This is a genomic window from Bacillus sp. T33-2, assembly GCF_002860205.1.
Classification (GTDB): domain Bacteria; phylum Bacillota; class Bacilli; order Bacillales; family Cytobacillaceae; genus T33-2.
On the sequence record NZ_PGVB01000025.1, the window covers coordinates 37,658 to 51,805 of the forward strand.

14 protein-coding genes and 2 pseudogenes are annotated in these 14,148 nt (G+C 39.7%); 6 read left to right on the forward strand and 10 right to left on the reverse strand.

All coding sequences use genetic code 11. The annotated features are described in order from the left end of the window. Positions 1-908 precede the first annotated feature (908 nt). A complete protein-coding gene (locus CVD19_RS16735) occupies positions 909-1,166 on the reverse strand; it encodes a hypothetical protein (RefSeq protein WP_101583540.1) in 258 nt (85 codons plus the stop codon). Between the two features lie 195 nt (positions 1,167-1,361). Between CVD19_RS16735 and CVD19_RS16740 the strand changes: the two genes are divergently transcribed. Further along, complete coding sequence (locus CVD19_RS16740; RefSeq protein WP_101583542.1) at positions 1,362-2,111, forward strand: hypothetical protein; 750 nt, start codon at positions 1,362-1,364, stop codon at positions 2,109-2,111. Positions 2,112-2,269: 158 nt separating this feature from the next. Here CVD19_RS16740 and CVD19_RS16745 read toward each other — a convergent pair. From CVD19_RS16745 to CVD19_RS16760, 4 genes and pseudogenes are all read right to left on the reverse strand, one after another. After that, positions 2,270-2,490 (reverse strand): annotated as a pseudogene (locus CVD19_RS16745) (DEAD/DEAH box helicase family protein); the annotation flags it as partial. A gap of 200 nt (positions 2,491-2,690) precedes the next feature. Then, positions 2,691-3,086, reverse strand: coding sequence for a VOC family protein (locus tag CVD19_RS16750; protein WP_101583544.1), 396 nt, complete (start codon positions 3,084-3,086; stop codon positions 2,691-2,693). A 238-nt stretch (positions 3,087-3,324) separates the two neighbouring features. Further along, on the reverse strand, positions 3,325-4,422 hold the full coding sequence (locus CVD19_RS16755) for an L-dopachrome tautomerase-related protein (protein WP_101583546.1): 1,098 nt from the start codon (positions 4,420-4,422) through the stop codon (positions 3,325-3,327). A gap of 229 nt (positions 4,423-4,651) precedes the next feature. Further along, entirely contained in the window at positions 4,652-4,912 is a 261-nt protein-coding gene (locus tag CVD19_RS16760) for a hypothetical protein (protein WP_142383543.1), read from the reverse strand. Between the two features lie 271 nt (positions 4,913-5,183). Here CVD19_RS16760 and CVD19_RS16765 point away from each other — a divergent pair, with 271 nt between their 5' ends. Then, positions 5,184-6,629, forward strand: coding sequence for a DEAD/DEAH box helicase (locus CVD19_RS16765; RefSeq protein ID WP_101583550.1), 1,446 nt, complete (start codon positions 5,184-5,186; stop codon positions 6,627-6,629). 76 nt (positions 6,630-6,705) lie between these two features. On the opposite strand, the gene CVD19_RS16770 is transcribed toward CVD19_RS16765, so the two are convergent. Continuing rightward, positions 6,706-6,873: a hypothetical protein gene (locus CVD19_RS16770; RefSeq protein ID WP_180953674.1), complete on the reverse strand. Its 168-nt coding sequence runs from the start codon at positions 6,871-6,873 to the stop codon at positions 6,706-6,708. Between the two features lie 463 nt (positions 6,874-7,336). On the opposite strand from CVD19_RS16770, the gene ahpC reads away from it, so the two are divergent. Then, entirely contained in the window at positions 7,337-7,900 is a 564-nt protein-coding gene (ahpC, locus tag CVD19_RS16775; protein ID WP_101583552.1) for an alkyl hydroperoxide reductase subunit C, read from the forward strand. 12 nt (positions 7,901-7,912) lie between these two features. Beyond that, positions 7,913-9,442 carry an alkyl hydroperoxide reductase subunit F gene (gene ahpF, locus CVD19_RS16780; protein ID WP_101583554.1) on the forward strand — a complete coding sequence of 510 codons (1,530 nt, stop codon included), beginning with the start codon at positions 7,913-7,915 and terminating at the stop codon, positions 9,440-9,442. 320 nt (positions 9,443-9,762) lie between these two features. Here ahpF and CVD19_RS25555 read toward each other — a convergent pair. After that, a pseudogene (locus CVD19_RS25555) lies at positions 9,763-9,918 on the reverse strand (AraC family transcriptional regulator); the annotation flags it as partial. A gap of 152 nt (positions 9,919-10,070) precedes the next feature. On the opposite strand from CVD19_RS25555, the gene CVD19_RS16790 reads away from it, so the two are divergent. Together CVD19_RS16790 and CVD19_RS16795 are read left to right on the forward strand one after the other, a co-directional pair. Further along, complete coding sequence (locus tag CVD19_RS16790; RefSeq protein WP_101583557.1) at positions 10,071-10,310, forward strand: hypothetical protein; 240 nt, start codon at positions 10,071-10,073, stop codon at positions 10,308-10,310. Further along, a complete protein-coding gene (locus tag CVD19_RS16795) occupies positions 10,297-10,866 on the forward strand; it encodes a DUF6036 family nucleotidyltransferase (protein ID WP_101583559.1) in 570 nt (189 codons plus the stop codon). Before CVD19_RS16790 ends, CVD19_RS16795 begins: the two co-directional genes overlap by 14 nt. A gap of 232 nt (positions 10,867-11,098) precedes the next feature. Here CVD19_RS16795 and CVD19_RS16800 read toward each other — a convergent pair whose 3' ends face one another. From CVD19_RS16800 to CVD19_RS16810, 3 genes are all read right to left on the reverse strand, one after another. Next, complete coding sequence (locus CVD19_RS16800; protein WP_101583561.1) at positions 11,099-11,584, reverse strand: hypothetical protein; 486 nt, start codon at positions 11,582-11,584, stop codon at positions 11,099-11,101. A gap of 316 nt (positions 11,585-11,900) precedes the next feature. Further along, positions 11,901-12,302 carry an NUDIX hydrolase gene (locus CVD19_RS16805; protein ID WP_101583563.1) on the reverse strand — a complete coding sequence of 134 codons (402 nt, stop codon included), beginning with the start codon at positions 12,300-12,302 and terminating at the stop codon, positions 11,901-11,903. Positions 12,303-12,496: 194 nt separating this feature from the next. Continuing rightward, entirely contained in the window at positions 12,497-14,011 is a 1,515-nt protein-coding gene (locus CVD19_RS16810) for an insertion element protein (protein WP_142383544.1), read from the reverse strand. Positions 14,012-14,148 lie beyond the last annotated feature (137 nt).

Genomic DNA, 14,148 nt, shown 5'->3' on the forward strand with positions numbered 1-14,148 from the left:
AAAATTAGAATTTTTTGTATGCTCAATTACTCTTCTGGATATCGATTTTCCCAGTTTTATAGTATTCGTATTACAAAACCGTTGACAATCATTTCGCCATCAACCTTTACAGTTTTGTTGTCTTTTTTTTACTTTTATATAAGAAGATGTTACAGTAATTTTCAAAAGTATTCACCCTTATATTCACCAGGTTGAATTTTTTTATTTAACGATGAGCCAGGCACATTCGTTAAATATATACCAACGGTACGATAGCCTGCATTTCTACGGTGTAATTTGGGTCACACAGTCACAAGCGGTTCCTTTCCTGGAAGAATCACCGGTACTCACCAAAACAGCTAGCCAACTTTGTTGTCCTGCAATCCAATTCGCCGGCAGCATGCAAAATCGCTGAAACTCACTGCACTTTTTACGTCTGCATCGTACTACCGCATTAACAATAAATGCACCCGGGACAAATCCATTAACATACAAAGCATATTTTAGTAGTTTCACGAAGTCCCCGCTACTACCCTCAGATAATGTAGGTAGCAAACTTCTTGTTGTTGGCCCAGCAATACCAGTTTGATTTTCTGGAGCAATTCCTTCTTCTGTTTGAATACCGTATATTAACGCTTTGTTCGTATTCCTCTGGTATAAACCATCACAAGGGTTGAACACCCGCAGTTGTCAAATGTTAAAGTTCAGATCCTGCTTCATTTGCCGAATCCGAGAATCTCCTCCAGGTAGAAGCACATACTCATCCATTATTAAAAAGGCCTTGAAGACTTAATCATAAACTTTCCCTTCTCGAATAGTAGACCTGCATCGATTTGTAATTACATTTCGGCAGCTTCCGTTCCTTCACCAAAAGTGCCGGTAAAACCTGTTGGGTGTAGCCTTTACATTACATGCCACCTTGCAAAATTTTAACAATGTTTTGCCCTTTTTGCATCTGTCGGAACAAGTCCTCGAACCATTTCTCCCCATGCTCTGTATGCTGCTTTTATACCTTCGCCAAAGTTATCAGACGGCTTTGAAATGCCCAGCTCGATTTGTAGAGCCGTGGTTAATGCATACATCGTAGACCATCCTGTTTTTCCAGTTTCCGGGGCACGATTATAACCATACCTACCACTATAAGTTGAATTAACCCATTGTTGAACCTTTATTACCATTTCATCCATCAAAGATTTCTCCTTTCAATTTGTCTTGCATGCCTTTCCTAATGGATAACAAAAAGGAGGAAACTCTCAAAAAACTCCATTAAAAGTCTAGTAAAAAATCGTTGATGTGATGATGTGTAACAATAGAAAGGAATTCCTAGACATAGACCGAATAATGTGACTATGGAAAAAGGTAAGAAAAAAGGTGGGATGATCATGTGGATGACGGATGATGAGATAGAATATTACAAGGCACGCAGTAAGTTTATCTCGGGTGCTGGATGCTTCATTGCGGTTGCAGTTGTAATTTTGATACTCATTGTTTCAGTTTTTTCATTCGCCTCAAAGGTTTTGGATTTAATGGAGCCCAAAGATAGGCAGCTTTTTGTAAGTAAATCTCCTGATCAAACCCATGCTATTAAAGTAATTGAAAAGGGGCGTGGTTTGTCTTTTGCTGACCCAACCGTTTTGATTTCCTACAAAAAATATAAAATTGAACGCCAACTTAATAATGATCGAAAGGATCTGGCAGCTGACAACGTTTCTATTAATTGGAACAATAATGAAGAGGCAACGGTTATTCTATACGGCGACGAGCAATACCCGAGAGTAATTCAATTTAAAGTACCAGAGAAAGGGGAATATCCGTTTCAAGTTATTAAAGAAGATTTGGATATTATTACTTTGCTAAGCAGACAATCTCCTAACCATGTCAATGTCGTTGAATTGAGAAGAAAACGTTCATTGGGGATGCCATATGCTAATAATCCTCCTGTCGAGGTTTATTATGGCAAAATCGGAAGTAGCCTACAGAAATATGACGCACCCTATGCAGATCAGCAACACCGTATGGATTTTTTTGAAATAATTTGGCATGATGATCAACACGCGACGATTCATGCAAAACAGCACTTGGGCAAGGGTTCTACTCGACTAGTTTCTACATTGGAAATTACCTTAAATTAAGGTTATGTTAATATTCCACTGCATCCTAGCTCGTTCTAAGGTATCCATGCTTTTTCTTATCCCAAAGGATGTGAGCATGTTTTTAAATAGCACTTCTATTATCGGCGTGCTTCTGAATTCTTCATCAAAATGTATTTCGTTTTCACAAGAAAGGGTATTACACTTAGGAGAATTCTAGGTTGATAGTGACCAAGAAGCCCTTGATAAGAATCCGCTGCGGCATGGTGAAATTCATCCACTATAATAAAATCATAATAACCACTGGTCGTAGGCTCATACAGCTTTTTACTGTTAAAACTCTGGATACTTACAAACAAGTGATCAAGAGATTGGGCTGCTGATTTCCCACAAGAATATCCCCAAAGTTCGGGTCCTTTACATCACCCGATCCAGACTCTGGCTAGAAGTTTCTCTTGTCTCCATTATGGAAAGGGGGTGATTATCGTGGAATTTCTAAAAGAAGTGTTGAAAGGGGTTGTTTCCAGGCAATCTCATAGCTCTTTCTCAGCAAAGAAAACCACCCCGCGCAGGAAACAAAGGGTGGTTTCCCGATCAATCTTTAATCACCAAACATGGATCCTATTTTGCATTCTCATCAGCTTGATGAATTCCGAATATATTCCCTTCGGTATCAATATAGTATCCTTGCCACGCCATTCCAGGCAGTGCATATTTGGGCAATGCGACCTTGCCGCCATTCTCAAGAATTTTGGCTTCCGCTTCGTCATAATTATCGACACCCATTGTACAAGCATACCCATTAAGAGCTTGGCTTGCTTTCGGCGGAGGACTTTGACGCTGCATCAAAGCACCATTAATCCCAGGTTCATTCTCATCGCCAGTCACCGCTCCAAAGTAAGGCATTCCTGCGAAATCACTCCAATCTTGAAATGACCATCCAAATACCTCACCATAAAATTTCTTTGCCCGTTCCATGTCATCCACATGAATTTCGAAGTGAACTAATCTTCCCATGATTACCTCCTAGTTTTGTTCAAAATGTTTCTTCTTACCGTAAGTTGATACTTATGTAGCTTCATGCCTATGGTCTTTATTTATATTTTCAAATCTAAGATGCAGCAGGCTTTTCAATTTGAGTTAAGTCACCTCTTTATTATAGGACAGTTGCGGGAATATATACAATTTTACAAAAATATAATTTTAACTGACAAAAAAGGCAGCTCCCTGATGATGGATAGCTACCTTCGTTTAATTATGAAAAGGTAGGAGCAGGGAATTCATCAATTCTCATACGAAGTAAACTATATGGTTTTTCCCGCAGATCTCTTCCATAATGAAATCTCGCCTGCCGATGTAATTGATTCACAATGACATATAAGTATTTATCGGGGCCAATCGAAAAAGTATCCGGCCATAAAATTCTCGGGTCATGTGCGATGGTTTCCATTGCGCCATTCGGCAATATCTTCCGGATACTGTTGTTTTCATAGTCTCCTGCATAAACAGTTCCTTTTGCGCCGGTGATCATTCCATCAGACGCACCTTTTTCCCCCCAATACTGCACATAATGGGATAAATTCATGTCCTGTATCCTTCTGTCTCTTAGGGCTTCTGTTGAGATTGAGAACAGTTGACGGCTGGTTAGCGGAGCATAAAATAAAACCTTTCCATCAGGAGAAATCGCTAAACTATCGGAAGCCAATCGAAATGGGGAAGTTGAACCGTCCGGGTTGCGATTCATCAAAATTTCCCCTTCTACTTTTGGCAAAAGATAGGGATCGGGTGATGTTGATACTGCCCCATTTAACCGTCTAAACGTGTTCCCAGTTTCTAAATCTACGACAATAATGGCCCCTGGCCCTCTGGAAGAAGAATCCGTTATATATGCATAGCCTGCTCTTCCAACGCGAAAATCCAAACGGACATCATTCAGATAAGTTGTTGGCAAGACAACATCTTCTGTAAAGGTATATACTCTCCTTATTGTATTCGTGCTTAAATCAACAGCAACTAATTTTGCTCCCCCTTGAATAGGTTCAGAAAAATTTGGTGCCCCTGTATCTAGGACCCAAAGTGTTCCTCTTCCATCAGCAACGATACTTTGGACACTGACGAAAGACATCGCAATATTACCAGTATTAACCAAATTGGTTTCTAAACTGGGATAAGGCTGAAATTCACCCTCAACAATTTCCGCCACAGTAAATTGAACGTCGTCTCCCCATTTCGGAAAGCAAACAAAAATACGACCGGTTTCGGAAACGCTGACACCTGTAGGCATAGCCCCATAAAAAGCATGCACCAGTTCAAACTGCCCAAAATATTTTTCCATAGGTAACATAGGTTGCATGATATCCTCCTCATCAAATCCGAACGGATATCACCTATATATGATGAAAATTTTTTGTAGTGCCTGGTTCTTGTGAATTTTTTATCGTGATAGATGCTGTGGGTTTCAACTTCCCATTATTAAAAATGTTGGTTTTATTAACGCTAGAATGAAATTATTTAAGAACCTCATTTACTTATGATACAGTTCACAGTGATAAGTCTAAATGAGGTTTTTCCAGCTGAAGTAATTAAGACTCGAATTTTTCAAAGACAGGCTCTGTTAAAATTATTTTTTCCGGTACAACCGACCATACATAGAAGCTAGACTCAGGAAATACACCTTGTGAAGAAATTAATGATTCAAATTCATTCTGAACTCCAGTTTCTTTAGCCATTTCACCTAAAAAACTAATTGTATCCGTGTAGAAAAAACCTGGACTTAAACGTCCTTTTGACCTTTCAATGCCAAAAGCTCCTATAACACACAAGCTCCATAAGATAAATACCACCTGAATACTCGGTTCCTATGATTCTTGTTGCCCTACCATTACTAGGTCGCCATCGCTCGGGAACAACGGAATTATGAGTATTAGCCATCACTGCATCAAAGCATTATCAGTGTGGGGACAGGCACCTTACAGTGTTTTCTCTAAAACTTTTTAAAAAGCCGATTTCCCCCGCACTTTTCAAGTATAATGAACCATATTCAGATGATGTATATGATACTTCTTGGAGAGAATCCTATCCATATGACGAAAAAACAAATAAAGAGGTTGAATAATGAGTAAAAGAAGTTTTGAGGATTATCATGTAAGCGATGAAATCAAGAGAGCACTAGCTGTTTTAAAATACGAAACGCCAACAGAAGTTCAAAGTAAAGTCATCCCAGCAGCAATGGAGAACCAGGATCTTGTGGTAAAAGCACAAACAGGAAGCGGCAAGACAGCCTCCTTTGGTATTCCTGTTTCCGATATGATTGATTGGGAGGAAAAAAAGCCACAGGCTTTAATTCTTACCCCAACCAGGGAGCTAGCGGTTCAAGTCCGCGAAGATATTACGAATATTGGAAGGTTTAAACGCATTAAAGCAGTGGCCGTCTATGGAAAGGAACCATTTTCAAAACAAAAGGATGAATTGAAGCAAAAAACTCATGTAGTCGTTGGTACGCCTGGCCGGGTTATGGACCATATTGAACGAGAAACCCTCGATTTGGATCAAATAAAGTACCTTATTATAGATGAAGCTGATGAGATGCTTAATAGAGGTTTCATCGATGAAGTGGAAGCGATCATCAATGAGCTGCCTTCAAACCGAGTGACAATGGTGTTTTCGGCTACCCTGGCTAAAGATGTTGAAGATCTTTGCTACAAGTATATGAAAGATCCTCTTCAGATTGAGATTGAATCAACTGGAGTAACGGCAGATACCATTGAACATTCTTTAATCGAAGTGAGAGAAGAAGAAAAGATTTCACTCCTTAAAGACGTCACGGTTGTAGAAAATCCAGACAGCTGCCTGATTTTCTGCCGTACAAAAGAAAACGTTGATACGGTGTACAGCGAACTCGATAAAGCTGGATATTCTTGTGAGAGGCTCCATGGGGGACTGGAACAAGAGGACCGGTTCTCTGTTATGGAAGGGTTCAAACTGGGCAACTTCCGCTATCTGGTGGCCACCGATGTAGCTGCGAGAGGCATTGATATTGATAATGTGACACTTGTCATCAACTATGACGTGCCTATGGAAAAAGAGAGCTATGTGCACAGAACCGGAAGAACCGGCCGTGCCGGAAATAAAGGAAAAGCCATTACGTTTTCAACACCCTATGAAGGAAAGTTCATTAAAGCTATTGAAAAATACATTGGCTTTGAAATACCTGTTATAGAAGCACCGAGTCATATGGAAGTGGCGGGTGGAAAAGCTGCTTTCGAAGAAAAAATCAGCGGCCGTCGAGTTGTGAGAAATAATAAAACAGCCCGAATCAATCAAGATATTATGAAACTCCATTTCACCGGTGGTAAAAAGAAGAAAATACGCGCTGTTGACTTTGTCGGAACGATCGCAAAAATCCCTGGAGTCACAGCAGATGATATCGGCATTATAACCATCCACGATCAAATGTCCTATGTAGATATTCTGAATGGCAAGGGCTCGCTGGTTTTACAAGCCATGGAGAATGCGACTATCAAAGGTAAGAAGTTAAAGGTGAGCAAAGCAATTAAATAGATAGAAAAAGGAAAAGCATACACCCTTCTCATTATAGAAAGTGAAGGGGATGTATGCTTTCATTTTTGTCCCGCTTTTATAAATTGCTTATGGCATCTTTAACATCCGTAAATCTACTTACAACCTGAAATTCCTTCCCGATTGATGAATCATCCTCCAGACATCCAAAAATGACTTTGGCAACATCCTCACGAGGAACTTCTCCTCTTTCAACTTCACTTGCTATTTCCGGTTCCACTCTCATTTGTTAGTAATCCTGGGTGGACGATTGTAAAATCTAAGGCGGTTCCCCCCAGCACTGATCTGCATAGTGCTTGGCGACCACATAAGGCGAAGTGAATCAATTTGCCCTTTCTTTGGTTTGGCTCGCTTTGTACCTATATTCTTCAATCCTTCCGCCGGGCACAAGTTATTGCTTCTTTATTTTAGCTCAGGTCTGTTCCAACGAAAGTATTTTAGAGTTTGATGTTATCCACCTTATTTTACAATTACCTGCCTTTATACAGTATAAATTCAAGGCCCTACTCCCGTGTGCCAACTCAACACCATTTATACATAGCAAAAAACGTTCTATATAATCCCTTGACAAAACATCCAACTCTATACGATACTTAATATCTAATTAGAATAATTATATTTAAATAATAGTTTGTTAAAAATTTCGCAAACTATTAATATATAAAAACACATCAAGGAGGACAATACATATGTCTTTAATTGGAAAAGTAGTACAACCTTTCTCAGCAAGTGCCTACCATAAGGGAGAGTTTATTGACGTTACTGACGAGAATTTTAAAGGTCAATGGAGTGTCGTTTGCTTTTATCCGGCAGATTTCACATTCGTATGCCCTACTGAACTGGAAGACTTGCAAAACGAATATGCAACTCTGAAAGAACTTGGAGTTGAAGTTTACTCTGTTTCTACAGATACTCATTTCACTCATAAGGCATGGCACGACCATTCAGAAGCTATTGGCAAGATTGAATATATTATGATTGGTGACCCTTCACAAAGGATTTCTCGCAACTTCGACGTATTGAACGAAGAAGAAGGTCTTGCTCAGCGCGGAACTTTCATAATCGATCCAGATGGCGTTGTTCAGGCTATGGAAATCAATGCGGACGGCATTGGCCGTGATGCAAGCACGCTCGTTAACAAGATTAAGGCAGCACAATATGTCCGCAACAATCCAGGCGAAGTTTGCCCAGCTAAATGGCAAGAAGGTTCTGAAACTCTTAAGCCAAGCCTTGATCTTGTAGGAAAGATTTAAGGAGCGCTATAAATGGTACTAGAAGCAGATATTAAGGCACAATTAAACCAATACCTTCAGCTGATGGAAGGCGATATCGTGCTGAAAGTCAGTGCAGGTTCTGATGACGTATCCAAGGACATGCTGGCTCTGATTGACGAGCTGGCTTCCATGTCATCTAAAATCACTGTCGAAACAGCTCAATTAACGAGAACGCCAAGTTTTAGTGTGAATCGCGTTGGCGAAGATACTGGGGTAACTTTTGCTGGTATCCCTCTTGGACACGAATTCACTTCATTGGTGCTGGCTCTCCTCCAGGTGAGCGGACGAGCTCCCAAGGTTGAACAGAAGGTTATTGATCAGATTAAAAGCATTAAAGGCGAATATCATTTTGAATCGTACATCAGCTTGAGCTGCCACAACTGTCCTGATGTTGTACAAGCTCTGAACTTGATGAGCATTCTTAATCCTGGCATTACACACACGATGATTGATGGGGCTGCATTCAAGGAAGAAGTCGAACGCAAAGACATCATGGCAGTGCCAACTGTTTTCCTGAATGGCGAATCCTTTGGCAGCGGCCGGATGACCATTGAGGAAATCCTCGCGAAAATGGGAAGCGGCCAGGATGCATCAGAGTTTTCGGATAAGGATCCATTCGATGTGCTTGTTATCGGTGGCGGTCCAGCCGGGGCAAGTTCAGCCATCTATGCTGCACGTAAAGGCATTCGCACAGGTATTGTTGCTGAACGCTTTGGTGGACAAATCATGGATACTTTGGGCATTGAGAACTTTATCAGTACGAAATATACTGAAGGTCCAAAGCTCGCTGCAAGCCTTGAAGAACATGTGAAAGAATACGACATAGATGTCATGAACCTACAGCGTGCCAAGCGTCTCGAAAAGAAGGATCTCATCGAGATCGAACTCGAAAACGGAGCGGTTCTTAAGAGCAAAACCGTTATCCTTTCAACAGGTGCCCGCTGGCGCAATGTTGGCGTACCAGGAGAAGCTGAGTTCAAGAACAAAGGTGTCGCATACTGCCCTCACTGTGACGGCCCATTATTTGAAGGAAAACACGTTGCGGTTATCGGCGGCGGCAATTCCGGCATTGAGGCAGCAATTGATCTGGCAGGAATTGTGAAACATGTCACAGTTCTTGAGTTCATGCCAGAGCTGAAAGCTGATTTGGTCCTCCAGGAGCGCCTATACAGCCTGCCTAACGTCACTGTCCTGAAGAACGTCCAGACAAAAGAAATCACCGGCACCGACAAAGTGAACGGCATTTCTTATATTGATCGTGAGACAGGTGAAGAACATCACATTGAATTGCAGGGTGTATTCGTTCAGATCGGCCTTGTGCCAAATACCGATTGGCTGGGTGAAACGATTGAACGCACCCGTTTCGGTGAAATCGTAGTCGACAAGCACGGCGCTACCAACATCCCGGGAGTGTTTGCTGCAGGCGACTGTACGGACAGTGCTTATAAGCAAATCATCATCTCAATGGGGTCAGGTGCTACTGCAGCCTTAGGCGCATTCGATTATTTGATTCGAAATTAATGAATGAACATTAGCAGCACCACCGTCGATGCCAGACTTTCGCTGACCTATCAACAAAGGTTGCATAATTCTCTTTGTTGATCAGGTCAGCGTTAATGAATCAACCATTCTATATCTAAGTTCCTGAAAGTCGATTTGTTACCATTGGAAACAAATCGACTTTTTCTTTTGTTTCAATGTTGTTCGAGCCGACATCATTGAACGCAAATAAAATTATATTCAGCACATGATAAACATGCTAAACAAAAAATTCCTCTTCAGAAATCCGATTAAATGAGGAAAATAAAAAATGTAGCATTTCAAAAACAAAGATTCTCCTGCTAAGCTAAACAAGACTCACGAAGACGCTTAATATCGCTTAAGGGAGGGAGACCAAACATTCTCGCGTATTCTCGGCTGAACTGGGAAGGACTCTCATAACCAACTTGGAATCCAGCATTCGCCGCTTCCGCTATATCTGAAAGCAAAAGACGACGGAGACAAAGGGACGGTTCCGCCATCTCAAAAAATCACTATTTTTACCATCTGCGAGACTCTGGAACCACCCCTTTGTTTGCTTAAAAGAGCCTGCTTTATTCTTCCATGTACCATAAAAATCCTGTATTATAAAGGTAAGGTGGTGAGGGCTGTGAGAGCAATGACTTTGGGAAGAATTGACGAAGCTATTGAGTCGAATAAAAAGATTGCAAATCTTAAAATTAAGATTTCAGCCAGTCGGGAAAAGGGGCGAAGTAGGAAATTCCGTTCACGAAGCAAAGGAGAAGTTGAAGCCCTGACTCAAATTTCGATTTCACGTTGGAACAAAGCTGTGTCTGAGGGGAAAATTAAATCCCTTGGCGATCGGGTATTGTACTATGATTACAATTGATGATTTAAGAAAAGAATTGGAACTTATTAAAGATAAACCTAAATTCCAAAAAATGCTTGACTTCGCTTCAATCCTGACATCATTTTTCGAGCAGGAAAACATAAAGCCAATAGTCGTAGGCGGTTTATCTGTAGAAATATACACACGAAATGACTATACAACGCATGATATAGATTTTGTAAGTAGTGGATGGGACCGATTCGATCAAGTTCTTAGAGAAATCGGATTTACGAAGACCGAACGGGAATGGTATCATACTGAAGCAGAACTAGCTATCGAAGTCCCTGATAATTATTTAGACGGAGATTACGATAGGGTCATTGAGTTACATTTGCCAAACAGCAGGAAGCTGTATGTCATTGGAATTGAGGATATCATCATCCACAGATTAGAAGGAATTTTTCATTCGAATCCAGAAGATGATGTAGACTATGAATGGGCTATGCGGATGTTCCTAATCCACAAGGATGATAACATTGACCTGGATTACCTTATAAATGAAGCCAAAAGAACGAAAACATATCAAATAATTGAAAAATGGCTAGAATTAGGCTAAAGGAGATTGCTCCTTTTACCGGGTTCCGTTTCCTATCACAAAATGTTAATTTACAGCTAAATTTGTTAAGTAAAATGTATATCAAATTGCACCGCAATCTGCGGTGCTTTTTTGTATTCAACAAAAATAGCCCAGTCCGATATGATACGAACTGAGCTATTATCTCTATTTATTTTTACTTCCTATTCCACTAAAGCAAAGTGGTTAGTTGAAGAAAAAACAAAGTCAAATACTATTTATCGGTATCTAATTCAGGTCCCCAAGGAGCTGGTGCTATGGATTCTTCTTTGATATTTTGTCTCTTCAGCCCTAATTTTTTTGCATAATAATCAAGCGTTTCAAAAACAGTAAAACGGTGAAAACTGCCGTTGAGAAAATGCGGCTCATTTCGTCTGTTAGGGTCTATCTGCCCAAGAGGAATCGAGACTCTTCCTGTATTATCGTTAAACTCATTGATTGGGACACTGAAGTTGATATGTTCGTTATAGCCATTTGCAACTGCTATAACAGTAACCTCTCCCATATTTTTCATTGGAAACCTGGGGTCTTTAGGAACAGTAACAGGTATTATTGCTTCCCCTTGGGAATTTGTTAATTCTGTTGCTATTATATTCTCCAATGAATTTAATATAACTAATCGAGCGTTGCATATCGGATTACCTTTTTCTTCGGACGGAATAACAGTTGTCGTTACTTTAGCAGTCAATATTGCGGACACTGGTGTTATCACTTTTCTCCGCAAAAATTGATATTGGGGGATTGAAACAAAGCATAATCAACAATATAAAAAAACTCTTTTTGACCAAGGATACCACTAATTCTTTTCTTGTTTTATCCTCAGTATATTTTGATTTTTTATTCTAGATAAATACACTCGATGCTTGTTCCACTATGTGGCAGGTTAGCACAACAAGAAAAGGAGCCACCACAGCGACCTCCGCCTTTAACTCTTATACCCGTTATTTTAAGTGCAACTCATCATAATCTCACCAAAAAGACCTGCGTTTTAAATAGTGAAAGGAAAGTTATCCCTATTACTGTTTGTTGATTAATAACCGTTTGGTTTTTCGAATGGAATCTTTATATCCTTTAGGCAAATTAATTACTTCCAATCTCCCTAAATTTACCCATTTATATTCTTTATGTTCTTCACTAATAAAAATATTAGAAGGATTATCACACTTACAAAAATAAGTTACAATAAATACAAACTTACCTTTCAATACTTCAAATACATAAGAATCAACGATATTTTCCACAGTACAATTGATTCCAAGTTCTTCTTGTATCTCTCTTACCAAACATTCTTCAGGTTTCTCGTGTTCCTCAATTCTTCCGCCAGGCAATTCCCATTCATTTCTCTCATTTTTCAATAATAAAACATTTTCATTATTTAAGATGACTCCTTTAATTGAAATGGACAGTTTTAAACTCAAAAAAAAACCTCCTTTATAATGACAATACCTCTGAATTTTTAAAATACCTATTATCGTTTGTAAATAATATCCCGCCAACAATATGCCCTTTCCGCTAATCCAATTCTCTGTGCTGGAGTCAGTTCCTCTCCAAATGCTTTGAAAGGCTGACAAAAGTTATAGTAAGTTCGTAAAATGGTGATTGCCATTTGAGCTTATTTAGGATTGAAATTGCTATAGATATATGATTTTCCGTCACCCCTAGAAGTCACCAATGGGCGTTCCAAAATTGACAGGCTACGTCTAATTTCCTGCAAAAAGGCATTCACCGAATTGTCATTAGCCCTTACGATAAGTCTTGCCAAATGCTCATTTGATAACTTTGAGGTATCGGTAAGAACATCAATGTAACGGCTCCCACGGTCCGCCATCGCAATCGGATGCTCAATTTTATTCGATTTATGGACGGCATAATCGGTTCCATCTGGTGCAATTTTTGTTTCGTAAAACTTGTGTACAGCCAGTCTTCTTTTCAAATATTCTACTGCAACCTCATAGACGGATTGTTCCGATAAGAAATTGTCCTCCGCCCAATTTCTCAGGTACTTATTTGAATCAATAAATTCCTGGAAAGCAGCTTCTCTCGAAAGTGTCTTGTCGAAGGTGTTAATAAAATGATGCAATCTGCCTTGTTGAATCTCAACTGAAAAAGCCTTTTTTATTGCGGACTTCAATACCATATCGTCATCACTGAGCACACGCCACTTGTCCGTTTTTACCATATCTTTGATAAGGAACATTTGAGCCATCGCAGTATAGGTATGATTAACGTGTAATCCATCAACATATTTGCCTCTTAGCTGTAATTCCTTCATCTCAAGGTAGTATTCATTTTGGCTTTGAGTATCGTTTGGAGTCGGCTCCATTGGATAATACGAATACTTGGTATATTTAGCATTCTTCCTTAGCTCCATTGGCAAATGGTCGTCTTTATAGGTCTCAGTGTTCTGTTCCAATTGTTTGAAGTCAATTTCCCAATCATAAGCCACATCTGCTCGGAACACATAACGGGATGAGGAATCAGTAGAAACCACAGTTTGTGTTGGCAGTTGTTTTTCGGAGACAGTGCCTTTTGTCCTTGGTTGTCCCTTTTTTCGAACATTATTTAAGTGATACACCATCATATCAGTATTTAACCAGATGCGAGGAAATGTCATTTTGGCAAATTGTTTCGTTTCGTGTGTTTCTAAAAACTCCAAACAACAACGGTATAGCCATTCTAATTTACTGTAATAGGTGCTTCTTCCTATCCCCAAGATTTTACAGGTGCTTGAAACAGGAACCCGATTAATCAAATGTTCGGCAAATGAAGGCAAAATATCATTTCTCTTCTGAGCGTAGGTAGTTGATTGTGACTTGTTCGGTAAGAGATTTGTGTATTTTCCGCACGATTTACATTGAACTTTTTGTGCATTGGAACTCGCTTTTCCTCGCTTATAAAAAGTCTTCGGGTTATCAAAATAGGTATCATTGCTTAAACAGCCATCTTTATGAAATTCGTAATCAGGTTCTAGGGGGACAACTGAGTTAATTCGAATTAACCGTTCAATCTCAGTAGCCAGAGACCAATTAGAAAAGGTCTTTGTGTAACACCCCAAAGTTGGTACTCCGTTAATATCTGTTGGGTCGGGTACGCAATTGATTGTTCGTTCTTCTTCTTTTCCAGTCATTTTATATCTTTTGATTTTTCCAACACTGTAACTTATCTGCGGCTGATGAAAATTTTTACAAAACGGGTTGGAACAATAATTCACTTGAGTCTTGCAAAAATGCTGTCGTCTAAATCTGTCGGTTAATGACTAGTTTT

Coding starts and splice junctions, on each gene's coding strand:
- CVD19_RS16735 (WP_101583540.1), bottom strand. CDS start 1,166: ATGGATGAAATGGTAATAAAGGTTCAACAATGGGTTAATTCAACTTAT.
- CVD19_RS16740 (WP_101583542.1), top strand. CDS start 1,362: ATGTGGATGACGGATGATGAGATAGAATATTACAAGGCACGCAGTAAG.
- CVD19_RS16750 (WP_101583544.1), bottom strand. CDS start 3,086: ATGGGAAGATTAGTTCACTTCGAAATTCATGTGGATGACATGGAACGG.
- CVD19_RS16755 (WP_101583546.1), bottom strand. CDS start 4,422: ATGCAACCTATGTTACCTATGGAAAAATATTTTGGGCAGTTTGAACTG.
- CVD19_RS16765 (WP_101583550.1), top strand. CDS start 5,184: ATGAGTAAAAGAAGTTTTGAGGATTATCATGTAAGCGATGAAATCAAG.
- CVD19_RS16770 (WP_180953674.1), bottom strand. CDS start 6,873: ATGAGAGTGGAACCGGAAATAGCAAGTGAAGTTGAAAGAGGAGAAGTT.
- ahpC (WP_101583552.1), top strand. CDS start 7,337: ATGTCTTTAATTGGAAAAGTAGTACAACCTTTCTCAGCAAGTGCCTAC.
- ahpF (WP_101583554.1), top strand. CDS start 7,913: ATGGTACTAGAAGCAGATATTAAGGCACAATTAAACCAATACCTTCAG.
- CVD19_RS16795 (WP_101583559.1), top strand. CDS start 10,297: ATGATTACAATTGATGATTTAAGAAAAGAATTGGAACTTATTAAAGAT.
- CVD19_RS16810 (WP_142383544.1), bottom strand. CDS start 14,011: ATGACTGGAAAAGAAGAAGAACGAACAATCAATTGCGTACCCGACCCA.